The organism is Caulobacter sp. ErkDOM-E, assembly GCF_048541895.1.
GTDB lineage: Bacteria > Pseudomonadota > Alphaproteobacteria > Caulobacterales > Caulobacteraceae > Caulobacter.
Genome location: NZ_CP183331.1, coordinates 3,262,203 through 3,287,811, shown reverse-complemented (window position 1 = coordinate 3,287,811; position 25,609 = coordinate 3,262,203). Strand labels below are relative to the sequence as shown.

At 67.5% G+C, this 25,609-nt stretch carries 28 protein-coding genes; 20 read left to right on the top strand and 8 right to left on the bottom strand.

What is annotated here, in order from left to right; translation table 11 throughout:
- Positions 1–9 precede the first annotated feature (9 nt).
- The 3 genes from prfA to ACN2C7_RS16110 all read left to right on the top strand — a co-directional run bounded on the left by prfA (position 10) and on the right by ACN2C7_RS16110 (position 2,758).
- Positions 10–1,080 (top strand): peptide chain release factor 1, encoded by a 1,071-nt coding sequence (gene prfA / locus ACN2C7_RS16120; protein ID WP_419318206.1) that lies wholly within the window; start codon positions 10–12, stop codon positions 1,078–1,080.
- Entirely contained in the window at positions 1,080–1,841 is a 762-nt protein-coding gene (locus ACN2C7_RS16115; protein ID WP_419318204.1) for a pseudouridine synthase, read from the top strand. Before prfA ends, ACN2C7_RS16115 begins: the two co-directional genes overlap by 1 nt.
- Before the next feature lie 251 nt (positions 1,842–2,092).
- On the top strand, positions 2,093–2,758 hold the full coding sequence (locus tag ACN2C7_RS16110; protein ID WP_419318202.1) for a peptidoglycan DD-metalloendopeptidase family protein: 666 nt from the start codon (positions 2,093–2,095) through the stop codon (positions 2,756–2,758).
- A 15-nt stretch (positions 2,759–2,773) separates the two neighbouring features.
- On the opposite strand, the gene ACN2C7_RS16105 is transcribed toward ACN2C7_RS16110, so the two are convergent.
- Together ACN2C7_RS16105 and ACN2C7_RS16100 are read right to left on the bottom strand one after the other, a co-directional pair.
- On the bottom strand, positions 2,774–3,298 hold the full coding sequence (locus ACN2C7_RS16105) for a GNAT family N-acetyltransferase (protein ID WP_419318200.1): 525 nt from the start codon (positions 3,296–3,298) through the stop codon (positions 2,774–2,776).
- A gap of 39 nt (positions 3,299–3,337) precedes the next feature.
- A complete protein-coding gene (locus ACN2C7_RS16100; RefSeq protein WP_419318198.1) occupies positions 3,338–4,567 on the bottom strand; it encodes a YihY/virulence factor BrkB family protein in 1,230 nt (409 codons plus the stop codon).
- Between the two features lie 85 nt (positions 4,568–4,652).
- On the opposite strand from ACN2C7_RS16100, the gene ACN2C7_RS16095 reads away from it, so the two are divergent.
- Positions 4,653–5,414: an MOSC domain-containing protein gene (locus tag ACN2C7_RS16095; RefSeq protein WP_419318196.1), complete on the top strand. Its 762-nt coding sequence runs from the start codon at positions 4,653–4,655 to the stop codon at positions 5,412–5,414.
- Here the strand turns inward: ACN2C7_RS16095 and ACN2C7_RS16090 are convergent.
- Both ACN2C7_RS16090 and ACN2C7_RS16085 read right to left on the bottom strand, forming a co-directional pair.
- On the bottom strand, positions 5,411–5,704 hold the full coding sequence (locus ACN2C7_RS16090; protein ID WP_419318194.1) for a type II toxin-antitoxin system RelE/ParE family toxin: 294 nt from the start codon (positions 5,702–5,704) through the stop codon (positions 5,411–5,413). The genes ACN2C7_RS16095 and ACN2C7_RS16090 overlap by 4 nt on opposite strands.
- Positions 5,701–5,955 carry a type II toxin-antitoxin system ParD family antitoxin gene (locus tag ACN2C7_RS16085; protein WP_419318192.1) on the bottom strand — a complete coding sequence of 85 codons (255 nt, stop codon included), beginning with the start codon at positions 5,953–5,955 and terminating at the stop codon, positions 5,701–5,703. Before ACN2C7_RS16085 ends, ACN2C7_RS16090 begins: the two co-directional genes overlap by 4 nt.
- A 90-nt stretch (positions 5,956–6,045) precedes the next feature.
- Between ACN2C7_RS16085 and prmC the strand changes: the two genes are divergently transcribed.
- The 8 genes from prmC to ACN2C7_RS16045 all read left to right on the top strand — a co-directional run bounded on the left by prmC (position 6,046) and on the right by ACN2C7_RS16045 (position 14,421).
- On the top strand, positions 6,046–6,915 hold the full coding sequence (gene prmC, locus ACN2C7_RS16080) for a peptide chain release factor N(5)-glutamine methyltransferase (RefSeq protein ID WP_419318190.1): 870 nt from the start codon (positions 6,046–6,048) through the stop codon (positions 6,913–6,915).
- 245 nt (positions 6,916–7,160) lie between these two features.
- Positions 7,161–8,342: a DUF4167 domain-containing protein gene (locus tag ACN2C7_RS16075; RefSeq protein WP_419318188.1), complete on the top strand. Its 1,182-nt coding sequence runs from the start codon at positions 7,161–7,163 to the stop codon at positions 8,340–8,342.
- Between the two features lie 136 nt (positions 8,343–8,478).
- A complete protein-coding gene (locus ACN2C7_RS16070; RefSeq protein WP_419318186.1) occupies positions 8,479–9,258 on the top strand; it encodes a M48 family metallopeptidase in 780 nt (259 codons plus the stop codon).
- A gap of 127 nt (positions 9,259–9,385) precedes the next feature.
- Positions 9,386–9,664, top strand: a complete 279-nt coding sequence (locus ACN2C7_RS16065) for a PepSY domain-containing protein (protein ID WP_419318184.1) — start codon at positions 9,386–9,388, stop codon at positions 9,662–9,664.
- A complete protein-coding gene (locus ACN2C7_RS16060; protein WP_419318182.1) occupies positions 9,661–10,290 on the top strand; it encodes a cytochrome b/b6 domain-containing protein in 630 nt (209 codons plus the stop codon). Before ACN2C7_RS16065 ends, ACN2C7_RS16060 begins: the two co-directional genes overlap by 4 nt.
- Positions 10,290–10,817, top strand: a complete 528-nt coding sequence (locus ACN2C7_RS16055; RefSeq protein ID WP_419318180.1) for a helix-turn-helix transcriptional regulator — start codon at positions 10,290–10,292, stop codon at positions 10,815–10,817. Before ACN2C7_RS16060 ends, ACN2C7_RS16055 begins: the two co-directional genes overlap by 1 nt.
- A 109-nt stretch (positions 10,818–10,926) precedes the next feature.
- Positions 10,927–13,515, top strand: coding sequence for an ATP-dependent chaperone ClpB (gene clpB, locus ACN2C7_RS16050; RefSeq protein WP_419318178.1), 2,589 nt, complete (start codon positions 10,927–10,929; stop codon positions 13,513–13,515).
- A gap of 114 nt (positions 13,516–13,629) precedes the next feature.
- The gene (locus ACN2C7_RS16045; protein ID WP_419318176.1) at positions 13,630–14,421 is read left to right on the top strand and encodes a hypothetical protein; all 792 of its coding nucleotides are present in this window, start codon (positions 13,630–13,632) and stop codon (positions 14,419–14,421) included.
- Positions 14,422–14,464: 43 nt separating this feature from the next.
- Here ACN2C7_RS16045 and ACN2C7_RS16040 read toward each other — a convergent pair whose 3' ends face one another.
- Positions 14,465–15,139, bottom strand: a complete 675-nt coding sequence (locus ACN2C7_RS16040; RefSeq protein WP_419318174.1) for a GntR family transcriptional regulator — start codon at positions 15,137–15,139, stop codon at positions 14,465–14,467.
- Positions 15,140–15,151: 12 nt separating this feature from the next.
- Positions 15,152–15,304: a hypothetical protein gene (locus ACN2C7_RS16035; RefSeq protein ID WP_419318172.1), complete on the bottom strand. Its 153-nt coding sequence runs from the start codon at positions 15,302–15,304 to the stop codon at positions 15,152–15,154.
- A gap of 81 nt (positions 15,305–15,385) precedes the next feature.
- On the opposite strand from ACN2C7_RS16035, the gene ribD reads away from it, so the two are divergent.
- The 6 genes from ribD (at position 15,386) to ACN2C7_RS16005 (ending at position 21,092) form a co-directional block, all read left to right on the top strand.
- Positions 15,386–16,381: a bifunctional diaminohydroxyphosphoribosylaminopyrimidine deaminase/5-amino-6-(5-phosphoribosylamino)uracil reductase RibD gene (ribD, locus tag ACN2C7_RS16030; RefSeq protein ID WP_419318170.1), complete on the top strand. Its 996-nt coding sequence runs from the start codon at positions 15,386–15,388 to the stop codon at positions 16,379–16,381.
- A 10-nt stretch (positions 16,382–16,391) separates the two neighbouring features.
- A complete protein-coding gene (locus tag ACN2C7_RS16025; RefSeq protein WP_419318168.1) occupies positions 16,392–17,018 on the top strand; it encodes a riboflavin synthase in 627 nt (208 codons plus the stop codon).
- Positions 16,985–18,187, top strand: a complete 1,203-nt coding sequence (ribB, locus tag ACN2C7_RS16020) for a 3,4-dihydroxy-2-butanone-4-phosphate synthase (protein WP_419318166.1) — start codon at positions 16,985–16,987, stop codon at positions 18,185–18,187. The genes ACN2C7_RS16025 and ribB overlap by 34 nt, the downstream gene beginning before the upstream one ends.
- A gap of 17 nt (positions 18,188–18,204) precedes the next feature.
- On the top strand, positions 18,205–18,672 hold the full coding sequence (ribH, locus tag ACN2C7_RS16015) for a 6,7-dimethyl-8-ribityllumazine synthase (RefSeq protein WP_419318164.1): 468 nt from the start codon (positions 18,205–18,207) through the stop codon (positions 18,670–18,672).
- A 280-nt stretch (positions 18,673–18,952) separates the two neighbouring features.
- Entirely contained in the window at positions 18,953–19,531 is a 579-nt protein-coding gene (locus tag ACN2C7_RS16010) for an OmpA family protein (RefSeq protein WP_419318162.1), read from the top strand.
- A 169-nt stretch (positions 19,532–19,700) separates the two neighbouring features.
- Positions 19,701–21,092, top strand: coding sequence for a M20/M25/M40 family metallo-hydrolase (locus ACN2C7_RS16005; protein ID WP_419318160.1), 1,392 nt, complete (start codon positions 19,701–19,703; stop codon positions 21,090–21,092).
- 37 nt (positions 21,093–21,129) lie between these two features.
- Here ACN2C7_RS16005 and ACN2C7_RS16000 read toward each other — a convergent pair whose 3' ends face one another.
- Together ACN2C7_RS16000 and ACN2C7_RS15995 are read right to left on the bottom strand one after the other, a co-directional pair.
- A complete protein-coding gene (locus ACN2C7_RS16000) occupies positions 21,130–21,399 on the bottom strand; it encodes a GNAT family N-acetyltransferase (protein ID WP_419318158.1) in 270 nt (89 codons plus the stop codon).
- A gap of 10 nt (positions 21,400–21,409) precedes the next feature.
- Positions 21,410–22,600, bottom strand: a complete 1,191-nt coding sequence (locus ACN2C7_RS15995) for an acetyl-CoA C-acyltransferase (RefSeq protein ID WP_419318156.1) — start codon at positions 22,598–22,600, stop codon at positions 21,410–21,412.
- A gap of 223 nt (positions 22,601–22,823) precedes the next feature.
- On the opposite strand from ACN2C7_RS15995, the gene ACN2C7_RS15990 reads away from it, so the two are divergent.
- Positions 22,824–23,321, top strand: a complete 498-nt coding sequence (locus ACN2C7_RS15990; protein ID WP_419318154.1) for a winged helix-turn-helix transcriptional regulator — start codon at positions 22,824–22,826, stop codon at positions 23,319–23,321.
- A 209-nt stretch (positions 23,322–23,530) separates the two neighbouring features.
- A complete protein-coding gene (locus tag ACN2C7_RS15985; RefSeq protein WP_419318152.1) occupies positions 23,531–25,465 on the top strand; it encodes a putative bifunctional diguanylate cyclase/phosphodiesterase in 1,935 nt (644 codons plus the stop codon).
- Positions 25,466–25,609 lie beyond the last annotated feature (144 nt).

Here is a 25,609-nt window from a genome sequence, read left to right as displayed (position 1 = left end):
ACGTCACCCTTGCGACTGCCCCAGGCCCGACTCGACCAGGTTCTCGACCGTTTCCGCGAAGTGGAGGCCCGCATGGGCGCCGCCAGCGACGGAGCCGAGATCGTCAAGCTCTCCAAGGAGCACGCCGAACTGCGTCCGGTGGCCGAGGCCGTCGAGACCCTGGCCAAGCTGGCCGCCGAGCGCGCCGACCTGGAAGAGATGGCCGGCGACCCGGAAATGGGCGCCATGGTCCGCGACGAGATGCAGGCGCTGGATGAGAAGCTGCCGGTCCTGCAGCACGAGCTGGCCCTGATGCTGGCGCCCAAGGACAAGGACGAGAACGCCTCGGCCATTCTCGAAGTGCGGGCCGGCACCGGCGGCGACGAGGCGGCCCTGTTCGCGGGCGACCTGTTCCGCATGTACCAGCGCTATGCCGTGCTTCAGGGCTGGAAGGTCGAGATCGACAGCGTCTCCGAAGGCGAAATGGGCGGCTACAAGGAAATCATCGCCTCTGTCACCGGCGACGGGGTGTTTGGCCGCTGGAAGTTCGAGAGCGGCGTGCACCGCGTGCAGCGCGTGCCGGCCACCGAAGCGCAAGGCCGCATCCACACCTCGGCCGCCACCGTCGCGGTGCTGCCGGAAGCCGAGGATGTCGAGATCGAGATCAACGAAAGCGACCTGCGCATCGATACCTATCGCTCGTCAGGAGCCGGCGGTCAGCACGTCAACAAGACCGACTCGGCCGTGCGCATCACCCACTTGCCCACGGGGGTGGTGGTGACCTCGTCGGAAAAGAGCCAGCACCAGAACCGCGCGCGCGCTTTGAAGAACCTGAAAGCGCGCCTCTACGACATGCAGCGCGAGGCGCTGGACACCGCCCGCTCCGACGCCCGCAAGGGCCAGGTGGGCAGCGGCGACCGCTCCGAACGCATCCGTACCTACAACTTCCCGCAAGGTCGGGTCACCGATCACCGGATCAATCTCACCCTCTACAACCTGGCCAAGGTGATGGAGGGCGACGCCCTGGACGACATCATCAAGCCGCTGATCGCCGAGGATCAGGCCGCGCGCCTGGCCACCCTCGAAGATGGCTACAACTGATGGCCTTCACCCGCACCTATGACGAAGACGAGCCCCAGCGGGTCAACAAGTGGCTGGCCCAGGCCGGCGTCTGTTCGCGCCGCGAAGCCGAGGCCCTGATCGCCGACGGCCTGGTCTCCATCGACGGCGAGACCGTCGAGGACGTGGGCCGCAAGATCCTGCCGGGCCAGACGCTGGTGCTGGCCGACCGCGCCACCGACAAGCTGGATTCCAGCCTGACGATCATGATCCACAAGCCGGTCGGCATCGTCTCGTCCCAGCCCGATCCCGGCCAGATTCCGGCCGTGCGCCTGCTCAAGCGCGAGAACCTTTGGGCCCACGAAGCGACGATCCCCAACTTCAGCAACCGGCTGGCTCCGGTCGGCCGACTGGACATGGACTCGCGCGGCCTGCTGATCCTCTCGGAGGACGGCGTGGTGGCCAAGGCCGTGATCGGCCCGCAGTCGGAGCTGGAGAAGGAATACCGCGTCGCCATCATGGGCGAGATCACCGAGGAGAAGCTGGAGCTGATGCGCTTTGGCCTCGAACTGGACGGCCGCGAACTGCGACCCGCCCATGTGGAACTCATTTCTGACCAGCGCCTGCGCGTGATCCTGCAGGAAGGCCGCAACCGCCAGATCCGCCGGATGTGCGAGCTGCTGGAATGGAAGGTCGTCGACCTGTTTCGCGTTCGTGTCGGCTCCCTCACCCTGGGCGACATGCCGGAAGGCTATTGGCGTCCGCTGACCGCCGATGAGCGGGCGGGGCTGATCGCGGGGTGATCCCCAAACCCTACGCTCGGGCTTCCCAGGATTTATGGTCTAGTTTGAAATTGCATCTGATAAATTGCTTGAAGCTGAAGCATTGGCCAGCCGCCCTGGATCTCATGAAGTCCAGGCTTTTGATGCAATACAGCAAACATGGCGCGACAAGCCGTCGCACGGCGTGCGCCACCTCTTCGCCATATCTGGCCCCTAATCAGTCGAAACGTTCAAACGCTGAAATCGCTCCCGGAACGACTGAAGGTCAATTTATGCACGCTGCCGTGGCCAAGACCATCACTCCCGCGGCGCGCTGCGTCGTCGGTCTGGCGACGATCTTTGCGCCCATGGTCGTGGCGGCCATGGAGCATCCCGACGCCGCCCGGCACAGCCCCACCCCGATGGTGCGCCGCCTGCTGGACGAGATTGCCGCCAAGCCCCAGCGGCCGGTGCGCCGGGAGCTGGTCTGGAGCGGCGCCGATGTCGATGGCGACGGCGCGGCCGACTTCGCCAACCCCACCGGCGCCGCGCCGCGCGGTCACGACGACTTCGGCGATGGCCAGTTCGGGGCTCGCCGCGATGGGGGGACACGCGATCACGAAGGCGTCGACTACACCGCTGTCGCCGGTCAGGACGTCCTCGCCCCGATCTCGGGCTATGTCACCAAGATCGGCTATGCCTACAGCGGCTCGACCGATCTGAAGTTTGTCGAGATCACCAATCCGGCCCTGGGCTATGTGGCCCGCGCCTTCTATGTGTCGCCTGGCGTCGAGGTCGGCCAGGCCGTGCGGCTGGGCCAGGCCATCGGCCGCGTGGAAAGCCTGCAGGGCCACTATCCGGGCATCACCGACCACGTGCACCTGGAAGTCATGGAGCCCGGCGGCGAGCGCGTGAACGCCGCGCAGCTGATCGTGATCAAGCTGGTCGCGCGCGCCTAGGGACCGGGTGTCTGGCTACAGCGCCTTCTTCAGCACGAGGAACTGCAAGCCTTCGACCTTGGGCCTGCCAAAGCGCGGGTCATCAAAAGGGAAGGGCTCGTATTCGCCGGTCGGCGCATAGCCCCGGCGGCCGTACCAGGCGATCAGGGTATCGCGGCCTTCGATGACCGTCATCTTGCCAAACCGGCCGCCGCCGGCGCGAGCGTGGGCCTCGGCCGCGTCCAGCAGCCTGCGGCCGAGGCCACCGTCCTGGCGCTGGGGATCGACCGAGACCATGCCGATCAACCAGACATCGTCCGGTATCGGCTCGACCCAGACGCAGGCGAAGGGTTTGGACGAGGCGTCGTCGCGCAGGGTCAGGATGGTCGAGCCTGGCTTGGCCGCCAGATCGGTGCGCAGGGTTTCCAGGTCGGTGCGCTGGCCGTCCAGGATATGGGCTTCCGTCGTCCAGCCCTTCTGGGCCTCCTCCCCGCGATAGGCCCGGTTGACCAGGTCGGCAATGGCGGGAAGGTCGTGGTCCTGGGCTGGGGTGAGCAGCATGCGGGGCTCCGGAAAATGCGGGAGCGGAGCTATCCACGCTCAAGAGGGCTTTCCAAGCCCCTGGCGCCTTCGAACCTTGCCCCAAGCCCCGCCGGCCACCTTGCGCACCATGCCCGCCTCGCGCTTGATCATCTCCCAGGGATGGAAGGCCATCCCCACCGTGTCGGCCACGGCCGCGCCGCGCTGACCCATCGGGCGCTCGGGGCCGGTGGTCGAGTCGATGGCCGTCTGGCGCTCGATCTCGGCGTTCAGCTCGGCCCCAACCAGCACGGCCATGATCGAAAACCACACCCAGACCATGAAGGCGATCACCGCCCCCAGGGGTCCATAGGTGGCGTCAAAGTGGGCCACGCGGTTCACATAGACCGAGAAGCCCAGCGAGCCGACCAGCCAGCCGCCGGCCGCCAGCACGGCGCCGATCACCACCCAGCGCCAGCGCGCCCGGGCGCGACAGGGGGCGAAGCGAAAGAGCAGGGCGAAGGCCGCCGCCGTCATCATCCAGACCAGCAGCCAGCGGATCGGGCCCCAGATCGCGTCCAGGGCCGACAGTCCGACCCGAGCCAGCACGATGGGGGTGGCGATCAGGATGAAGGCCGCCACGGCCGCATAGACCAGGGCGCAGACAGTGAAGACATAGGTCAGGGCCGTGCGGGCGAGCAGATTGCGCTTCTCGTCCTCGTCATAGGCGATGTTCAGGCCGTCGAAGAGCGCCTGCATGCTGGCGTTGGCGCTCCAGATCGACAGCAGCAGGCTGACGCCGAAGGCGACGCCCAGCTTGGCCTGCTCCTGGCTGGCCAGGCGCAGCATCTGCTCGCCGACGATCTGGATGACGCTGGCGGGAAAGACGCCCGACATCTCGCTCAACTGCCCTTGCACGGCGGCCACATCGGCAAACAGGCCGTAAAGCGACACGAAGGCGCCGATGGCCGGGAACAGGGCCAGCAGGGTGTAGAAGGTGACGCCTCCGGCCACGGCGTGCAGGCGGTCGACCGTGATCTCGCGCCAGGTGCGCCACAGGATGTCGCGCCAGCCGCGCCAGGGAATGGCGATGGGAGACCGGGCGGCCCGGCCGTGCAGGGGTTCCATCGCATCGAAATCGTCGGGCGGCAGGATGCGGTCTTCCGACAGGCCCGGCTGCGGGGCGTGGGTGACGCGCTTCGGAAAGGCAAGGGGGACCAGGGCCAGCAGCACGATCCACGGCGCCAGGCCGTAGGGGCGCGAGGCCAGCCAGGCGCGGACGGGTCGTTTCGGCTTGGCGTTGTCGGTCATGCGCTCTCCCGCCCAAGGAAAGCGTGAGCACACAGGGCGTTCCCGAGCCCTTGCTTTCGACCGAGTCGTCCCCGACCCTGACCGCATGGAAGCTCGCATCGACGCCCTCTATCGCCACCCGATCAAGGGTTTCACCCCCGAACGCCTCGACAGCGCCGACCTGGTCGCCGGCGCCTGTTTTCCCTGCGACCGGCTGTTCGCGGTGGAGGATGGTCCCAGCGGTTTTGACCCTGCGGCGCCGGGCCATGTCTCGAAGATGAAGTTCACGGTCCTGGCCAAGATCCCGGCCGTGGCCAGGGCCCGCACGGCCTATGACGCGGCGACCGGCGTGTTTCGCGCCAGCGCCGAGGGCCAGCCCGACTTCGCCGGCGCCCTGGGCTCGGCCGAGGGGCGGGCAGGGCTGGAGGCCTGGCTGACCGGTTTGCTGGGCGAAGACCTTTCCGGCCCGCTGCGCGTGATCGAAGGGCCGGGCGCGCATCGGTTCATGGACAGCCGCTCGGGCTATGTCTCGGTCATCAACCTGGCCAGCGTGCGTGACCTGGAGGCCAGGCTGGGCGTTCCCGTCGATCCGCTGCGATTCCGCGCCAACCTCTATGTCGAGGGCTGGCCGGCCTGGGTCGAAAACGACTGGATGGGGGGGACGTTGAAGCTCGGCGGGGCGACGGCCGAGGTTCTCAAGCCCATCGTCCGCTGCGCGGCGACCCATGTGGATCCGGTCACGGCTGAGCGGGACATAGACGTGGTCAAGGCGCTGTTCGACGCCTACGGCCACATGGACTGCGGGATCTATCTGAACGTCACGCAGGGCGGGCGGGTAGTGGAGGGGGATTTGGCGGAAGCCGTTTAGGGCAGGTGGCTATCGACATCCATGTTCTGATGCAGAATGCGGATGATCTCCGTTTGGTCGCTTCGCGGAAGATAGAAGATGACGTGTGAGCCGACAGGGCGTTTTCGATAACCCCTCGGTAGATCTTCGAGGATCGGGCCAAGGTCTGGATAGGCCGCGACCATGGCGATCGCGGTTCGAATCTGGCGCAGGTAGGCGAGCGCCCGCCGACTGCCCCATTTGCTTTTGGAATAGTCCCAGATTTCGTCAAAATCGCGCTGAGCCCTTGGTGTGAGCTTGAAGGCGCTCACTCTTCGATGCCTTCCTCTTTCGCCTTCTCAGCGATGAAGGCGTCGATATCAAAATCTTCCGCGAACCCGCTTTGCTCCCCTTCAAGCAGGGCTGCGCGCAATCGAGCCAGCCGCATCTCGCGATCTTCAAGAAGGCGCAGACCGGCGCGGATAACTTCGCTGGCCGAGCCATACCGACCTTCACCAACCTGCTCGGCAATAAATCCCTGGAAGTGATCGCCGAGGCTGACGGACGTGTTTTTGCTCATCACCGGTTCCCGCTTGCAGTGGTCAGATTGTACCAAAAACTGGTACCAACCTCAATCTCGCGCTCGCCGCGTCAAAGCGCTATGTGACCCCCCATGACCCTGACCCTCGTCAAAGCCTGGACCGCCGCCAAGGAGCGTCTGAAGGACGCCGGTATCGATCAGCCCGCGATCGACGCGCGCCTGATGCTGGAGGTGGCCGCCGACGTCACCCGCACCGACATCATCACTGATCCCTACCGCATGCTGACGGCCGAGCAGTGGGCGACGCTGGACGACTATCTCAGCCGCCGTGAACGGCGCGAGCCGGTCAGCCACATCATCGGCCGCAAGGGCTTCTGGAAGATCCTGCTGCAGGTGAACAAGAACGTCCTGACGCCGCGCCCCGAGACCGAGGTGATCGTCGACGAGGTGCTCAAGGCCTTTCCGGAAAACATGGCGTTCAGCATGCTGGACCTGGGTGTCGGCTCGGGGACCATCCTGCTGGCGATCCTGGCCGAGCGGCCGGCCGCCAAGGGGCTGGGGATCGACGTCTCTGAAGAGGCCCTGGCCGTGGCTCGCGAAAATGCCGCCAATCTGGATCTCAATACCCGGACGGCCCTGCTGCGCGGCGACTGGACGGCGGGCCTGGGCGACGCGGGTTTCGACCTGGTGGTCTCCAACCCGCCCTATATCGCCAGCCACATCATCGAGACGCTGGAGCCTGAGGTTCGCGACCACGAGCCGCGCCTGGCCCTGGACGGCGGCCCCGACGGCCTGGACGCCTATCGCCATCTGGCCCCCGAAATCCTGCGGGTGCTCAAGCCCGGCGGCATGTTCGCCGTCGAGATCGGCTATGACCAGTCGGCCGATGTCGAGGCGCTGTTCCGGCAGGCGGGCGCCGGCAACGTCCGTACGATCAAGGATCTGTCGACCCACGACCGCGTCGTGACCGGGGTGAAAAACCCCTTGGAAACCCCCGCGTGAGAGGCTAGACGATAAGGGTCTCCTTCCAAAACGCCGGGTGACGGGAACAGCAAACGTCGATGATGTTTGTAAAGCTCCTCCGGCAGGCGCGCACGGTCCAAAGCCGGTCGCCGCGCCAGGACCAGGACGGGGGCTCTACGGAAACCAGTGTCTCTAGAACTTCCAGGGGTTCGACCCCGCCTAGAGACCAACAAGGCCGGATGCCTCAGCACAGACTGACCTCCGGACAGGTTCAGAAGAAGACCATGAGAGATTTCAAGGGCATGAAGCGCCAGCGCGGCCGCAACAATCGCGGCGGCAGCAATACCGGCGGCAAGCCTCAGCAGCATAATGCCAACCGGGCCTTCGATTCGAACGGCCCCGAAGGCGTCAAGGTGCGCGGTGCGGCGCAGGGCGTTTACGAGAAGTACCAGCAGCTGGCGCGCGACGCTTCGTCGTCCGGCGACCGGGTGCTGGCCGAGAACTACCTGCAGCACGCCGAGCATTACTTCCGGGTCCTTCGCGCCATCCAGCCGAATCGCCCCGTCAGCGACATCATCGGCAAGGACGCCTACTCGGCTTACGAGATCGACTTCGAGGCCGAGCCCGAAGACGCGCCCGAAGTCGCCGAGGCGCCCAGCGAAAACCAGGACGGCGGCGAGGGCGAAGGCCAGCGCGACGAGCGCCCCCGCGACCGTTTCGAGGGCCGCCAACGCGACGATCGCCCCCGGGAAGATCGCCCCCGCGACGACCGTCCGCGCGAAGACCGTCCCCGCTTCGACAATCAGGGCCAAGGTCAGGGCCAGGGCCGTCGCGACCGCTGGCGTGACCGCGAAGACCGTCCTCGCGACGACCGACCCAGGGATGACCGTCCCCGGGATGACCGGCCTCGCGATGATCGTCCCCGTGATGATCGTCCCAGAGACGACCGCCCTCGTGACGACCGTCCCAGAGACGATCGGCCCAGAGATGACCGGCCGCGTGACGATCGCCCGCGGGATGACCGCCCCCGGGATGAGCGCCCTCGTGACGACCGTCCTCGCGACGATCGTCCCCGGGATGAGCGCCCGCGCGAAGAGCGTCCCCCGGTCGCCGCAGAAGCCGTTGTCGAGGCGCCGGCCGCTGAAGGTCGCCGCGAACGCGCTCCGCGCCGCGAACGTGCGCCCCGAGATCGCGCCCAGGGTGATCGCGATCCGATGGCCGTGATCGAGCCGCAGGCCACGCCGCTGGTCAGCGAGCCGGTCGTCAGCAAGGGCTCGCCCATGCTGCGCGGTCAGGATGGCGATGTGAGCCACGCTCCGGCTTTCCTGGGTCGCTCAACCGCCGTCGAAACGCCGGCTCCGGCCGCTGAAGGCGAAGAAGCCAAAAAGCCCCGTCGTCGCCGCGCGCCGCGCAGCTTCGAAGGTGGCGAAGGCGCGCCGCCCGCCACGGGGTCAGAAGACGCCTGATCCGCGTCCGCCTGGCAGAGCTTTTGAAAGGAGCCGTGAAAGCGGCTCCTTTTTCTTTGGGCGTCGGGCTGGTTGCATGGAAGCGGGACGGCGGAGATAAGGCTGTGTCGCCTTTGTCACCTGTTGAAACCTGAACATGACCCTCCGTCTTCGTCTGCCCCTGCTGATCGCTGCGGCTTTGGTCGTCGCCCTGCCCCTGGCGGGCTGCGCCTATAACGCCGATCTGGGCCGCGACCAGCTGTTGATCGTCAACGACTCGGGCCTGGCCGCCCAGGGCGAGAAGGCCTGGGCCCAGACCCTGCGCACGGGCAACATCTCCAGCGACACGCGCAAGAACGCGCGGGTGCGGACGGTGGGCCAGCGCGTGGTGACGGCGGCGGGGCTCAACAACCGGCCGTGGGACTATGCCGTTCTGATCGATGAGGCGCCCAACGCCTTCGTGCTGCCCGGCGGCCATGTCGGGGTGACCGTGGGCCTGCTCGACATGGTCGACAACGACGACCAGCTGGCCGCCGTGATCGGCCACGAGGCGGGCCATGTGGTCGCCCAGCATGCGGCCGAGCGCTATTCCCAGACCATGACCACCAAGCTTTTGCTGGGCGTGGCCGGCGCGGCGGCCGGCAGCTCGACCGACCTTGGCCGGGGGCTGGGCTCCTATGGCGGTGATGCGACCAAGTACCTGTTCCTGCTGCCGTTCTCGCGCAAGCACGAGCTGGAGGCCGACCGCCTGGGCGTCGATTACATGCAGCGTGCGGGCTACAGGCCGGGCGAGGCCGTCACCCTGTGGCGCAAGATGCAGGCCCTGTCGCAGGCGGGCGGCGGCGGCTCGGGCCCGCTCGAGATCGCTTCAACCCACCCCTCGGACGCTTCGCGCATCGCCGCGCTCCAGGCCTATATCTCCAGCAAGGGCTGGTGACGCGCCTCCGGGCCGGGCGACCGGCGCCGTAAGCAGGCGCTTATCCGCCGGGTCGTAAGCGCCCGGTCAATGGCCTTGGCGGCTGCCGCGCCGTTCCTGATCCCCGTCGCAACAGACGGAGGTTCCCATGCGCAGTCTCTACATCGCCATTCCCTTCCTGACTTTGGCCCTGGCCCAGCCGGCGCTGGCCCAGCCGCGGCTCGGCGAGGTGATCGGGCCGGACAAGGCCCGCGCCCAGGCCAGCCTGGCCGCCCAGGGCTATCGGCTCACCGAGTTTGAAGCCGAGCACGGGCGGCTGGAGATCAAGGCCGTCAAGGGCGAGGACCGGCTGGAAATCCTGGCCGAGGAGAAGACCGGCAAGGTGCTCAAGGTCGAGGCCCGCAAGGGGCGGGGAGATCGCCAATGAGCGGCGCGGTCCCCGCACCGCGCCGCTGGGACCCCCTGGTGCGCATCACGCACTGGGGGATCGCGGCGGCCGTGGTCATCAACCGCCTGGTGACCGAAGGCGGGTCGCAGCTCCACGTCTGGATCGGCCTGGCGCTGGCCGCCCTGCTGGCCCTGCGTCTGGGCTGGGGCTTTGTCGGCCCGGTCGAGGCGCGGTTCACGTCCTTTCCGCCCAGTCCGCGCCGCGCGGTCGCGCATGTGCGCGACATCCTGGCCGGCCGCCATGTCTCCCACCGCTCGCACAATCCGCTGGGCGCCCTGATGGCCTATGCGCTGTGGGCAAGCCTGGCGGTGGTCATCGCCAGCGGCATCGCCATGACCGGCTTTCCGCCGAAGGTGCATGCCGAGGACGGGGAGCGTCCGGCGGCCGCCGCGACGGTTCTGACCCATGAGGACGAGGAAGCCGGCGAGGGCGGCGAAGGCGAGGAAGGCGGCGAGCTCGCCGAGGAGGTCCACGAGATCGCGGCCAACCTGCTGCTGGCCCTGGCGGCGCTGCATCTGCTCGGCGTGGCGTTCGAGACGCGCCGCAGCGGTCGTCAGATCGTGCTGGCGATGATAGGCGGGAAGGGCAAGACCAAGGAGCCTTGATGGCCCACAACCCCACCAAGTCCCGCATAGCCTTGGGAGACCGCCTGGCCCCGGCGGTCTCCTTCGTCGTCGCCGTGCAGGCGGTGGCGGCCGTATTCTTCATCGGCGACGCCCTGGCCGATATCCGCAACGCAGGACCCAGCCCGCATATCGTGATCGAGGCGATCATCGCCCTGGCCCTGCTGGCCGGGGTGGTGGTCGGGGCTCTGCAGGTACGGCGGATGTGGACGGAAGGCCGACGCCGGCAGGCCGCCCTGGCGGTGGCGGCCGGCGCGCTCAGCGAGGTCGCCGCCCAGAAGTTCCGCGACTGGCGCCTGACCCCGGCCGAGGCCGATGTGGCGGTGTTCGCGCTCAAGGGGTTCGACGTGGCCGAGATCGCGGTTCTGCGCGGCTCGGCCGCCGGCACCGTGCGGGCGCAACTGGCGCGCGTCTATGAGAAGGCCGGGGTCAATTCGCGCTCGGCCCTGGCCATCCTGTTTCTGGAAGATCTGATGACCACGCCGGTAATGTCGCCTGAGGCGTCCTAAACATCATCCTGGGGTCTTGTGTGGCAATGTGGCCACACCTAAATCCTCCTTGGGAGGCGTTGTGCTTGATCAAGGCGACGCACCCCGATCCGCCTAAGAAGGGGACACCATGAACATCGATCTGTATTCCGACCGCGCCAAACAGGCCGTCCAGTCCGCCCAGAGCCTGGCCCTGGCCAGGGGGCATCAGCAGTTCGCGCCCGAGCACCTCTTGAAGGTCTTGCTCGAGGAGAAGGACGGCCTCAGCCGCGCCCTGATCCAGAGCGCCGGCGGCCGACCCGAGGCCGTGGACGCCGCCACCGAGGCCTTGCTGGCCAAGACCGCCCGCGTCGACGGGGCCGGCGGCCAGCTCTACATGAAGCCCGACACCGCCCGGGTGTTCGCCGAGGCCGAGAAGGGCGCGAAAGCGGCCGGCGACGCCTTTGTCACCACCGAGCGCCTGCTGATCGCCATCGCCAAGGAAGGCGCGGACGCCGCCAAGGTTCTGAAGGACGCCGGGGCCACGCCCAAGGCGCTGGAAGACGCCGCAAACGCCATCCGCAAGGGCCGCACCGCTGACAGCGCCAATGCGGAGGAAGGCTATGAGGCGCTCAAGCGCTATGCCCGCGACCTGACCCAGGCGGCCCGCGACGGCAAGATCGATCCGGTGATCGGCCGCGACGAGGAGATCCGTCGCACGATCCAGGTGCTGAGCCGCCGCACCAAGAACAATCCCGTGCTGATCGGCGAGCCCGGCGTCGGCAAGACCGCCATTGTCGAGGGTCTGGCCCAGCGCATCGTCAATGGCGACGTGCCCGAAAGCCTGAAAGACAAGAAGCTCTATTCGCTGGACATGGGCAGCCTGATCGCCGGCGCGAAATATCGCGGTGAATTTGAAGAGCGGCTGAAGGCGGTTCTGGGTGAGGTGACGGCCGCCGAGGGCTCGATCATCCTGTTCATCGACGAGATGCATACCCTGGTCGGGGCCGGCAAGAGCGAGGGGGCGATGGACGCCTCCAACCTTCTGAAGCCCGCTCTGGCGCGCGGCGAGCTACACTGCGTCGGGGCCACCACGCTCGAAGAGTACCGCAAGCATGTCGAAAAGGACGCGGCTTTGGCCCGCCGGTTCCAGCCGGTGTTCGTCAGTGAGCCGACGGTGGAAGACACCGTCTCGATCCTGCGCGGCCTGAAGGAGAAGTACGAGGTCCACCACGGGGTGCGCATCTCGGACTCGGCCATCGTCGCCGCCGCCACGCTCAGCAACCGCTACATCGCCGACCGCTTCCTGCCCGACAAGGCCATCGACCTGATCGACGAGGCCTCCAGCCGCGTGCGGATGGCGATCGACTCCAAGCCTGAAGAGCTGGACGAGATCGACCGCCGCCTGGTGCAGCTGAAGATCGAGCGCGAGGCGCTGTCCAAGGAGACCGACGCGGCTTCGCGCCAGCGCCTGGAAAACCTTGAGACGGAAATCGACGATCTGCAGTTCCGCAGCGACGAGATGACCGCTCGCTGGAAGGCCGAGAAGGACAAGGTGGGCGGGGCCGCGCAAGCGCGTGAAGCCCTTGACCGTCTGCGCGCCGATCTGGCGACGGCCCAGCGCGCCGGCGACTTCGCCCGCGCCGGCCAGATCCAGTACGGCGAGATCCCGGCCCTGGAAGCCCGTCTGGCGGCGGCCGAGTCCGTCGATGGCGCGGCCCAGAAGTCGCTGACCCCCGAGGTCGTCGACGCCGAGCAGATCGCCGCCGTGGTCAGCCGCTGGACCGGGGTGCCGGTCGAGAAGATGCTGGAGGGCGAGCGCGAAAAGCTGCTGCAGATGGAGGTCGCCCTGCGGGCCCGCGTGGTCGGTCAGGACGAGGCCCTGGAAGCCGTCTCCGACGCCGTGCGCCGCGCGCGGGCCGGCCTGCAGGATCCCTCGCGTCCGATCGGCTCGTTCCTGTTCCTGGGCCCGACGGGCGTGGGCAAGACCGAGCTGACCAAGGCCCTGGCCGAGTTCATGTTCGCCGACGAGCACGCCATCACCCGGATGGACATGAGCGAGTACATGGAAAAGCACTCGGTCAGCCGTCTGATCGGGGCCCCTCCCGGCTATGTCGGCTATGACGAGGGCGGCGCCCTGACCGAGGCCGTGCGTCGGCGTCCGTATCAGGTGGTGCTGTTCGATGAGGTCGAGAAGGCTCACCCGGACGTCTTCAACGTGCTGCTGCAGGTGCTGGACGATGGTCGCCTGACCGACGGCCAGGGCCGCACGGTCGACTTCCGCAACACGCTGATCATCATGACCAGCAATCTCGGCTTCGAATTCCTGGCCAACCAGGAAGACGGCGAAGATGTGGACGCGGTGCGCCCGCAGGTGATGAACGTGGTGCGCGGCCACTTCCGGCCTGAGTTCCTGAACCGGATCGACGAGATCATCCTGTTCAAGCGGCTGGGCCGGGCCAACATGGCCGACATCGTCCGCATCCAGCTGCAACGTGTCGAGAAGCTGCTGACCGACCGCCGCATGACCCTGGCGATCGACGCCGAGGCGCTGCTGTGGCTGGGCGAGAAGGGTTACGACCCGGTCTATGGCGCGCGCCCCTTGAAGCGCGTGATCCAGAAAGAGCTGGTCGACCCTATCGCCCGGCGCTTGCTGGCCGGCGAACTGGAAGACGGCGGCGTGATCTCCGTCGGCGTCCTGGACGGGGTGCTGGCGGTGGGCAAGGCGACGTTGCAGTAGGTTTGCAGGCGGGCGCTCCGTCCAGGAGCGCCCGCTTCCCTCGGCCATTCGACTCCAGAGACCATTGGTCTATGGTTTGGCCACGCGCCATTGGCAGGCCCTGGGGGGGGAAGCATGACCGCCTATTCGACGACCGAGACGCCGCTGCCCCGGCGTCCCGATTTTCCGTACCGCCATCCTTGGGACGCCTGGTTCTTTCCGGCCTGCGTGGCGATCTTTTGGGTCGGGATCATCATGGGCTTTGGCAGCGACGTCCTGCGGCGCGCCCAGGCTGGCCCGCTGTCCTTCCCGCTGGTCATTCACGTCCATGCGGTCGCCTATACGGGCTGGCTGGTTCTGCTGACCACCCAGCTCACCCTGATCCGCAAGGGACGAGCGGACCTGCATCGCAAGCTGGGCCTGTCGAGCCTGATCCTGTTCGGCGCCATGCTCGTTTTGGGGCCGATGGCGGCGTTTACGACCCAGGTGGCGCGCTTCGGCGGGCCCAATGAGGACACCGCCTTTCTCGCGATCCAGCTTGGCGGACTGGTCAGTTTCGCGGGCCTGATCGTGGCGGCCTTCCTGGCGCGCAACAACAGCCCCTTGCACAAGCGCCTGATCCTGCTGGGCACTCTGGCCATCGTCGACGCCGGCTTCGCCCGCTGGGTGGGCCCCTATTGGGGGCCGTTCCTGGGGCCGTTGCTGCGCTCGCCGTTCTGGACGGACTATCTGATCAACTATGGTTCTACCCTGGCCCTGATGCTGGCGATCGGCGGCTATGACCTGATCACGCGCGGTCGGGTGCTCGTTGGTTATGTGGTCGGACTGGTCTGGGCCATGGGCTGGCACCTGCTGATCGTAACGGCCTATTTCAACCCCGGCTGGGGCGCTTTCACCCATGGCCTGATCGGCGCCATGGCGCGCTAGCCACGCGGACGCCAGCGGCCCCGGGCTCCGGGCCGCCGTGTTCTCAGGCGCGCTGGGCGCTGGGCGGATCGCCGATCAACAGAGCGCAAGCGGCCTCGGCGGCGGCGGGATCGCGCAGGGCGATGGTCTCCGCCAGCGCCCTGTGCAGCGCCACGTCCCGCATCTGGTCCGCCTGCGACTGCTTTTCCATCTGCCAGATCCAGTAGCGCGTCGCGGTGTTTTGCAGGGCGATCACGAAGCGGGCCAGGGTCGCATTGTGCGTGGCGAAGGCCACCGCGCGGTGAAAGCTGTGATCCATCGCCAGCATGGCGCGGAAGTCGCCGCTGGCAATGGCGGCCTCGGCCTGATCGAAGGCGCCGGTAATGGCCGGCAGATCTTGCGGGCGATGATTGCGGGCCGCCAGGGCCGCCGTGCGGCCCTCCAGCATCCGCCGCACTTCAAAGGCCTGCTCGATCTCGGTGATGTCCATCGGCGCGACGACGGTGCCGACCCGGGGGCGACGGACAACCAGCCCTTCGATCGCCAGGCGACCCAGGGCGTCGCGGACCCCCGACACGCCGCCGGCATAGCGCGTCGCCAGCACCTTTTCCTCGAGCACCTGCATGGGCTGCAGCTGGCCCAGAATGATATCCATCAGGATAAGCTCGTAGAGCCGCGCCTTCTGGAGGCCGGGAGCCCAGTCGCCATAGGGTTCAACGCTGTTGAGCGGACCCTTCATGACCGCTTCCGGCTAAAACGCTGCATGGTCGAGCTCCTGGGGCGTCGGTGGCGGAGCCGATTGCGGCTCGCCGCCGAAATAACGCGATAAATCAAAAACCTGCAGCAAAAGACATGAGCCGATCATCACGAACTTTGCTCTAGAGCCAAAAGCTTTCGAGGTCATTGGCGTGACCTCTAACATGTTAGAGTTTCCAAAAAGGATGCGTGCTTGAAGCCTGCGGGGCGGCGGCTCTAGGTCTGCGGCATGACGCCAGAGACCCATCCTCCGATCTGTTCTGTGTTCCAGGGTTTCCGCAACGCCCTGACGGTCGCCGAGGGCTTTGCCGGGGCGACGGCGCCCAATCCGCCTGTCGGCTGTGTCGTGCTGGACGCCGAGGGCGAGCTGCTGGCCGCCGCCGCGCATCAGCAGGCCGGCGGCCCCCACGCCGAGGCCGCCGCCCTGGCCGCCTGCCGGGAGGCCGGGACCTTTGAGCGTGTTCATACGCTGCTGGTCACGCTTGAGCCCTGCAATCATCACGGCCGCACGCCGCCGTGCGTCGAGGCGATCCTGGCGAGCCCGGCCCAGGCCATCTGGATCGCCGCGGGCGATCCCAATCCTGCGGTCGTGGGCGGAGGCGCGGCGCGGCTTGCCGCCGCCGGACGCCAGGTCTTTGATCTGCAGGCCCAGAATGATCCGCAGGCCGCCGCCCTGGCCCGCCGGGCCCAGCGCCTGATCGCTCCGTTTGCCACGTGGTCCAACCGCAGACGGCCCTGGCTGACCCTGAAACAGGCCCTGACCCGGGACGGCGGCATGATCCCCCCCCCTGGCGCCAAGACCTTTACCTCCGGCGCGTCCCTGACCCTGGCCCACGGGCTTCGCCGCCGGGCCGACGCCATAGTCACCGGCTCGGGGACCATCCTGGCCGACCAGCCGGAGTTCACGACCCGGCGGGTGGTTGATCCGCGTCGGAGTCCGCGACGCCTGGCCATTCTGGACCGTCGCCGCCGGACGCCCGCCGACTACATGCTGGCCGCTCGGGCGCGGGGCCTGGAGCCCAGCCTGCACGATGACATCCCGGCCTTGCTGGCGGATCTCGCCGCCTCGGGCGCGCTGGAGGCCTTGGTCGAGTGCGGCCCGGTCCTGCTGGCGGCGTTTCTCGAGGCCGGCTTGTGGGACGAGCACGTCGTGATCCGCCAGGCCGCTGAAGCCGGGCAGGCCGACCAGGTCGACATTCTGACCCGCATCCCATTCCGGGTCTGAAGGAGCGCTGATGTTTTCCGGAATTATCGAACAGGTCGGCAGGATCGAGGCCATCGCGCCGGAGGGGGACGGGGCATTGCGCCTGACCCTCGGCACAGGCTTTCCCGATCTGGAGCTGGGCGAAAGTGTCGCCGTCAACGGGGTCTGCCTGACCGTGGTGCGCCATGACGCGCAAGGCCTGGCCGATTTCTTCGTCAGCCCCGAAACCCTGGCCCGGACCAATCTGGGGCGCGCGACGGCGGGGGGCGCCGTGAATCTCGAGCGCGCCGTGACCCTGGCCACCCGTCTTTCTGGGCATCTGGTTCAGGGCCATGTCGACGGCGAGGCCCATCTGGTCGAGGTGATCGATGATGGCGGATCGTGGCGCATAGGCCTGAGCCTGCCTGCCGCCCTGCACCGCTTCTGCGTCGAGAAGGGCTCGATCGCCCTGAACGGCGTCAGCCTGACTCTCAACAGCGTCTCGCCCTGCGACGCTGGCGGCCGGTTCCTGATCGGCCTGACCCTGATCCCCCACACCTGGGCTCACACCAACCTGAAGTCCGCCGCGATCAACGACCCGATCAATGTCGAGGTCGACGTGCTGGCCAAATATGTGGAGCAGCTATGTCACGCCTATCTGAAGCCCTCGAACGCCTGAAGACCGGCGGCATGATCGTCCTGGTCGATGACGAGGATCGCGAGAACGAGGGCGATCTGGTCATGGCCGCCCAGTTTGCCGACGCGGCGGCGATCGCCTTCATGGCGCGCCGGGCCAGCGGGTTGATCTGCCTGACCCTGGCGGCCGAGGCCGTCGATCGGCTGGGCCTGCCACCGATGGTGTCCGACAATCGCACCAGCCGCCAGACCGCCTTCACCGTCTCGATCGAGGCCGCCGAGGGGGTCGACACGGGCATATCGGCCTTTGACCGGGCGCTGACCATCGCGGCGGCCGTGGCCCCGGACGCCAAGGCGGCGGACCTGGTCTCTCCAGGCCACATCTTTCCGCTGCGGGCCCGTCCGGGCGGGGTGCTGGTGCGGGCCGGTCACACCGAAGCCTCGGTGGATCTGATGACATTGGCCGGGCTGCGGCCTGCCGGCGTGATCTGCGAGATCATGAAGGACGACGGGACCATGGCCCGGATGCCGGATCTCGAGGTCTTCTGCCGCGAGCATGACATCCCGCTGCTGACCATCGCCGAGCTGGTGGCCCATCGAAAGGCGACCGAGCTGCTGGTCGACGAGGTGGCCTCGGCTCGCCTGCCGTCGGAGCACGGCGGCGCTCCCTTCGAGGTTCGCGCCTTCCGCAGCCGGATTGACGGCGTCGAGCATCTGGCGATGGTTCGCGGCGCGCTGACCGGCACGCCGCTGGTGCGGGTTCATTCCGAGTGCCTGACCGGCGACGCCCTGGGCTCACAGCGCTGCGACTGCGGCGCCCAGCTGCAGGAAAGCCTCAGGCAGATCGGCGAAGGCGGCAACGGCGTCCTGCTGTATCTGCGCGGCCACGAGGGGCGGGGTCTGGGCCTGGCCAACAAGATCCGCGCCTATGCGCTGCAGGACGAGGGCCTCGATACGGTTCAGGCCAACCACGCCCTGGGCTTCCCCGCCGATCAGCGCGACTATGGCGTCGCCGCCCAGATGCTCCGGGCGCTGGGCGTCGAGCGGGTCAACCTGCTCAGCAACAATCCCCGCAAGGCGGCGGGCCTGCGCGCCAACGGTGTGGCGGTGAGCCGGGAACTGCCGCTGGCCATTCCCGCCAACCCGCACAACGCCGCCTATCTCGACACCAAACGCGAAAAGCTCGGCCACAGTCTGGCCCGCGCCTCCTGATCAGCAAAGAGCGTCCCATGAACAACACCCCCTCCGCGCCGCGCATTGCGATCGTCGTCAGCAGCTTCAACCCCGAGGTCACCGATGGCCTCCTCAAGGGCGCGCTGGACCTGCTGAAGGCGCGCGGCGCCCCTGTCGCCGCCCGGGATATCATCCACGCCCCCGGCGCATTCGAGCTGCCCCTGATCGCCCAGACCTTGGCGCGTTCGGAACTCTATGAGGGCGTGGTCTGTCTGGGTTGCGTGATCAAGGGCGACACGGCGCACTTCGAGTTCATCAGCCTGGCCACCAGTCTGGGTCTGATGACTGCAGGACTGTCGACCGAGACCCCGATCACCTTTGGGGTACTCACCACCTATACCGACGAGCAGGCGCTGGTGCGCAGCCGCGACGATGCCGAGAACAAGGGGCGTGAAGCCGCCCAGGCCTGCTTTTCCACCCTTCAGACCCTCAAGAAGATTCGAGCGCAGGCCTGGGGCGAATAGGGCTGCTCTGGTCCTCCCGGGCGCGATACTGTCGATGGAACATTGAAAGCCCTGTCGGCTCACCTCGTGCTTTTTCAGCCTCCGGCGACGATTTCAGGGGTTTGCCTGAATGTTTTTCGGCGAGGAACAAGCCGGAGGCTTCAGCGTTTGCGCGCGGTATTTAAGTCACTGAAATCCTTGCGCCAGTCCGGCTTAAATGCCGTCATGAACCCGCCCCGTTTTCGCCCAGATGAGCTGGCGGTTTCGCCGCTCGGATCAACGAGCGAGGCCCCGGCCCATGATGCTAACCCTCAAGACTTCCGCCCTGAAGACCGCAGCGGTCTGCGCCCTGATCGCGGGCGGCCTGGCCGTCAGCGGCTGCGCCACCAAGGACTATGTGAAGACCCAGGTCGGCGTGGTTCAGACCCAGGTCGGCGACCATGACGTCAAGCTGGGCGAACTGGACAAGACCTCCCGCGAGGCCCTCGACCGCGCCACCGCCGCCGGCAAGCTGGCGGAAGGCAAGTTCATGTACTCAATGGTTCTGAGCGACGACTCCGTGAAGTTCCCGGTCGACGCCGCCACCCTGTCGCCGGAAGCCGAGCAGCGGCTGACCGAGTTCTCCGAGAAGCTCAAGGGCGAGAACAAGAACGTCTATCTGGAAATCCAGGGCCACACCGACAATGTCGGCGAGCCGGCCTACAACGACAGCCTGGGCGCCAAGCGCGCCGAGACGGTGCGCAAGTTCCTCAGCCAGCGCGGGATCGCGCTGAACCGCATGGCCACCATCTCCTACGGCGAAGACGCTCCGGTGGTCGCCAACGACACCCGCGAGAACCGCGCCCAGAACCGCCGCGTGGTGGTGATGGTGCTGTCCTAAGTCCTGTTGCCGGCGCGGGTCGCTGCGCGCCGGCGGCCTGTGACGGGCGGCAGGCGCGGGCAGGCCCTGTGGACTCTGAGCGGGCCGACCGTCCGGCGCTATTGTCGGAATGGCTTGTCGGACGCCTCGGAGGGCGGCAACTTGCCGCCTTCGCGTTTCCGGAGTCGCCATGGGCCTGCCCCTCGTTCTCGTCGCCGGCCTGTTGCTGGCCACACCGACCCTGGCGGCGGAGGTTCCGGCGCCGTCGAACGACCAGCCCCTGCTGCGGGTGATCGCCGCCGATGTCGACGCCAAGGCGCTGGAAAGCACCATCCGCTCGCTGGTGGGTTTCGGCACCCGCCACACCCTGTCGGAGACCAAGTCCGACACCCGCGGCATCGGCGCGGCCCGCCGCTGGGTGAAGACGCGGTTCGAGACCATCAGCAAGGATTGCGGTGGTTGCCTGACCATCCAGACCCCCTCCGACGTGGTCACCGGCCGCCGCGTGCCCCAGCCGACCGAGGTCATGAACGTGCTGGCCATCCAGAAGGGGACCACTGACCCCGACCGGGTGATCATCATCGCCGGCCATCTGGACAGCCGGGTCAGCGACGTCATGGACTTCACCAGCGACGCCCCCGGCGCCAATGACGACGCCTCTGGCGTGGCGGCGGTGATCGAGGCGGCGCGCATCCTGTCGAAACACAAGTTCCCCGCCACCCTGGTCTTTGCCGCCCTGTCGGGCGAGGAGCAGGGGCTCTATGGCGGGAAAATTCTCGCCAACTACGCCCGCGCCAATGGCTGGAAGGTCGAGGCCGACCTCAACAACGACATCATCGGTAACAGTCGCGGCCAGAGCGGCGTGATGAACAACACCCAGGTGAGGGTGTTCTCGGAAGGCACCAAGGCTGTCGAGACCCCCGAGCAGGCCAACAGCCGCCGCTACAATGGCGGCGAGGTCGACAGCCCGTCGCGCAATCTGGCTCGCTATCTGGATGGCCTGGCCGACCGCTACCTGAACAATTTCGATGTGGTGATGGTCTATCGCACCGACCGCTATGGCCGTGGCGGCGATCAGGTGCCGCTGCTGGAGGCCGGCTATCCGGCCGTGCGGGTGACCGAGGCCGCCGAGAACTATGACCGCCAGCACCAGAACCTGCGCACCGAGAACGGCCGGCCCTATGGCGACACGATCGAGGGCGTCGACTTCGCCTATCTGGCCCAGGTGACCCGGCTAAACACCGTGGCCATGGCCTCGCTGGCCTCGGCGCCGGCGCCCCCATCGGGCGTGAAGATCGAGGGCGCCGTCAGCCCTGATACCAAGGTTTCGTGGACGGCCACACCGGGCGCCGCCGGTCACCGCGTCTGGTGGCGCGGCACGACCGAGCCGCAGTGGGTGCTGAACCGCTGGGCCCCCGGCCCGGCGACGAGCGCCGTCCTCAAGGACGTGGTCATCGACGACTTCTTCTTCGGCGTTTCGGCGATCAGCCCCGAGGGCTGGGAAAGCCCGGTGGTGTTCCCGGGCGCGGCGGGCAGCTTCGAGAGCCCGCCGCCGGTCGCGGCCGCCCCGGCCTCCAAATAGCCGCTCTCTGGATCGCCGGTAAGAGCGGGTTGTGGGGTTATGCGATCAGGTCTGGATCATTCCGCTTCAGCCACGCCGCCGCGTAGGAGCAGATCGGGACGATCTTCAGGTCCTCGGTCCGGGCGACCTGCGCCACCTGGGCCATCAGGCGCCCGGCCGCGCCCTGGCCGCGCAGGGCCGGGTCGCTCTCGACGTGGGGGATAACCAGGCGGCCGGGTTCGCGGCGGTAGTCGGCGATCGACAGCAGGCCGCCGGTCTCCAGCTCAAAGCGGCCAAGGTCGGGATTGTCGCGGAAGGTGTCGGTCATGACGGGTTCCTCAGACCAGCTCGATCGCCATTGCCGTGGCTTCGCCCCCGCCGATGCACAGGGAGGCCATGCCCTTCTTGCCGCCGCGCGCCTGAAGGGCCGAGATCAGGGTGCACAGGATGCGGGCGCCTGACGCGCCGATCGGATGGCCCAGGGCGCAGGCCCCGCCGTTGACGTTCAGCTTGTCGGGCGAGAAGCCCAGCTCTTGCTGCGCGATCATGGCGACCACGGCGAAGGCCTCGTTGACCTCCCAGAGGTCGACATCGGAAACCTCCCAGCCGGCCTTCTTCAGCGCCTTGCGCATCGCGGGGACCGGGGCGGTGGTGAACAGGCCGGGCTCATGGGCGTGGGCGGCGTGGGCGGCCACGCGGGCGACAACCTTCAGGCCCAGACGGTCGGCGACGCTCTGGCGGGTCATGACCAGCGCGGCGGCCCCATCGCTGATCGAGCTGGAATTGGCCGCCGTGATGCCGCCGTCGCGGCTGAAGGCCGGGCGCAGGGTGGGGATCTTGGCCGGATCAGCCTTCAGGGGCTGCTCGTCCTGGGCCACGATCTCGGTGCCCTTGCGGGTGGTGACGGTGACGGGGGTGATCTCGGCCTCGAAGGCGCCGTTCTGGATAGCGGCCTTGGCCTTCATCAGGCCCCGGGTGGCGTAGTCGTCCATGGCCTCGCGGCTGAACTGGTAGGTCGCGGCCGAGTCCTCGGCGAAGGCGCCCATCAGCTTGCCGGGGGTGTAGGCGTCCTCCAGGCCGTCGAGGTACATCGAATCCCACATCTGGTCGTGGCCGATGCGGGCGCCCGCGCGGTGCTTGCTCAGCAGATAGGGGGCCCCGGTCATGCTCTCCATGCCACCGGCCACGATCAGGTCGACGCTGCCGGCGGCCAGGGCGTCATGGGCCATGATCGCCGCCTGCATGCCGCTGCCGCACATCTTGTTGACCGTGGTGGCCTCGACCGACAGCGGCAGGCCCGCGCCGACCGCCGCCTGGCGGGCCGGGGCCTGGCCGAGACCGGCCGGCAGCACGCAGCCCATGATGATCTGCTCGACCAGATCGCCCGAGACGCCGGCCCGTGCGATGGCCGCCTTCACCGCCGTCGCGCCCAGCTCCGTCGCCTTGACCCCGCCCAGCGCGCCCTGAAAGCCGCCCATCGGCGTGCGGGCGAAAGAAACGATGACGACAGGATCGAGGGCGGCGGACATGGGCGGTCTCCGGATTTGTGGAATTCGGGGTGGAATAAACCCTGACTGCGCAGACCCGCGCAAGCGGTCTGCGGAAAGGGGAGGCGATCACGACCATGCAAGGATCGGCTATCGCCTCCCAAGGCGCAACCGAGAGAGTTAGTTGTAATTAAAAACTAATACCGTTCATCCTCAAACGCAACGCTCTCTTGCATTCCCCGGCGGAACACCGCACCTTTGCCCAATGGGCCGCACCGCCGACTATACCAATGAACGCTGCAGCATCGCCGCCACCCTCGAGGTCGTGGGTGATCCGTGGACCTTGCTGATCCTCCGCGACGCCTTCGCCGGCGTGAAGCGTTTCGAGCAATGGCAGGAGCGCCTGGGTGTCGCCCGAAATGTTCTAGCCTCGCGCCTCAAGACCCTGGTCGCGCACGGCGTGATGGAGGCCCAGCGCTATTCGGAGCGCCCGCCGCGCCAGGAATATGTGCTCACCGCCAAGGGGCTGGACCTCAGCCCCGTGCTGCTGACCATGGCCGAGTGGGGCGACCAGCACGTCTATGGCCTTGGAAATGGTCCGGTGCATTTCGTGCATAAGACCTGCGGCCATGACTTCCATCCGCGACTGGCCTGCGAGGCTTGCGGCGAGGTGATCGACCGCCGCGACCTGCGCAGGGTGGTCCATGAGACCTCGCGGACGGTAGGCGAAGCCCTCGAAGCGGTGAAGGTCGCCGCCGAATAGTCAGGCCGGGGCGCGGGACACTGTGCCGCAGATGACCTTGAACTCAAGCTTACCGAATATTTAGGGCTTGCCCTTCACCGTGCTCGGAAGCCCGGGGGCAGGCATAGATGGCGATCATCAAGACAATCGCGAGGCTCTTCGCGATCCGACGAGACCGTCCGGAACTTCTGGTCGCCCAGGCGACAGCGTTCTCACGCCAGGCGCCGATGATGTACCTGGTTGTTCTGGTCAATGCGATCGCGCTTGCCGTCACCCACTTCCACGCCGCGCCGCCTGCCCTGACGATTGGCGGTCCCGCGGCGCTGATCCTGGTCAGCGGCTGGCGGATGCTGGGCTGGTGGCGGCTGCGAAAGAGCGGCATGGACGTCGAGCGGGCTGCGAAGATGCTGGGCGGGACCGTGGCGGCCGCGGCCGTGCTGGCGATCGCCTTCACCGGCTGGTCGCTGTCGCTGTACGCCTATGGCGACGCCTATCAGCAGAGCCATGTGGCTTTCTACATGGCCATCACCGTGATCGCCTGCATCTTCTGCCTGATGCACCTGCGGGCCGCAGCCCTGACGGTCACCCTGTGCGTGCTGGGCCCCATGACCCTGTTTTTCGGCCTGACCGGCAATCCGGTGTTCGAGGCCATCTCGATCAATGTGGTGGTGGTGGCCGCCGTGATGATCGTGATCCTGCTGATCCACTACCAGGAATTTTCCGACTTGGTGGAATCGCGCACCGCCCTGATCGAAAAGGCCGCCCAGGCCCAGTTGCTGAGTGACGAGAACGATCGCCTGGCCAATCTGGACAGCCTGACGGGCCTGCCCAATCGCCGCCGGTTCTTTACCGAGCTGGAAGCTCATGTGGCCCGCGCCCGGCGTCATGACCGCAGTCTGTTGGTCGGGGTTGTCGATCTGGATGGCTTCAAGCTGGTCAACGACGCCTTTGGCCACGCTACGGGCGACCGTCTGCTGACCGAGGTTGGACGACGTCTGCAGGCCTTCGGCTCGCCGCCGCTGTTTGCGGCCCGTCTGGGCGGCGACGAATTTGGTCTGATTATCGACGCGCACCTGTCGCCCGCCGCGATCAAGACCCTGGGCCGCGATCTTTGCGAGCTGCTGCGCACCCCCTATCGCCTGCCGGGCGTCACCGCCCAGGTCGGTGGGTCCGTCGGCTTCTGTCCGTTCCCGGGCGGGGGCCAGACGGGCGAGCAGCTGTTTGAACGCGCCGACTACGCCCTCTATCATGCCAAGCAGAACCTGAAGGGTTCGGCCGTGCTGTTCGACGAGCGCCACGAGGCCGACATCCGCGAACTGGGCCAGGTCGAGCAGGCCCTGCGCCGCGCCGACCTGGACGCGGAGATGCATATCCACTTCCAGCCCATCGTCGACACCAGCGCCAAGCGGACCATCGCTTTCGAGGCCCTGGCGCGGTGGTCAAGCCCCGAGCTGGGCGAGGTGCCGCCGACCGTGTTCATCAACGCCGCAGAGCGTTCGGGCCAGATCGTCGAGATCACCCGCGTGCTGGTCGCCAAGGCCCTGCGCGCGGTGCGCAGCTGGCCGATGGACATGCGGGTTTCGATCAACCTGTCGGCCCGCGACATCGCCTCGATGGAGACCGTCAGCCGCATCGTCGACATCGTTCTGGAAAGTCAGGTCGCGCCGCACCGCATCGATTTCGAGATCACCGAGACGGCCATCGTCTGCGACTTCGACCAGGCCCGCGCCGCCCTGATGACCTTCCACGGTCTGGGCGTCCGCACGGCGCTGGACGATTTCGGAACAGGCCATTCCAGCCTCAGCCATGTGCGCCTGCTGCCGCTGGACAAGCTGAAGATCGACTCCAGCTTCATCGCCGACATCGACCATCACGCGGCCAGCGAAGACATCGTCAAGACCATGCTGCAGCTGTGTCGCAACCTGCGGATCGACTGCATCGTCGAAGGCGTCGAGACCCAGGAGCAGCTGGACAAGGTGGTGTCGCTGGGCGGGGTCGTCATGCAGGGCTATCACTTCGCCCGGCCGATGCCGGCCGCAAGCGTCGCGACCTACCTGGCCGAAGAGGCCGCCATAGCGATCGCCCGCAACGGCCTGCGGCCCAGCGCGGCCCAGCGCGCCGCGCGGATCTGGTTCGACGAGGACGGCCTGCAGGGCCTGGGCTAGGCGCCGGCCTCTTTCACCGCAGTTTGCCCCTGAATAGGGGAAGAGGCGCGCCCCGGGCTTGGGGGGGAGGAGCGCGCCTCTTCGGGTTCGCCGTCATCGGGGGGATGATGCGACGAACCGCGCCCCGGCCGTCGCCGGGGTGGG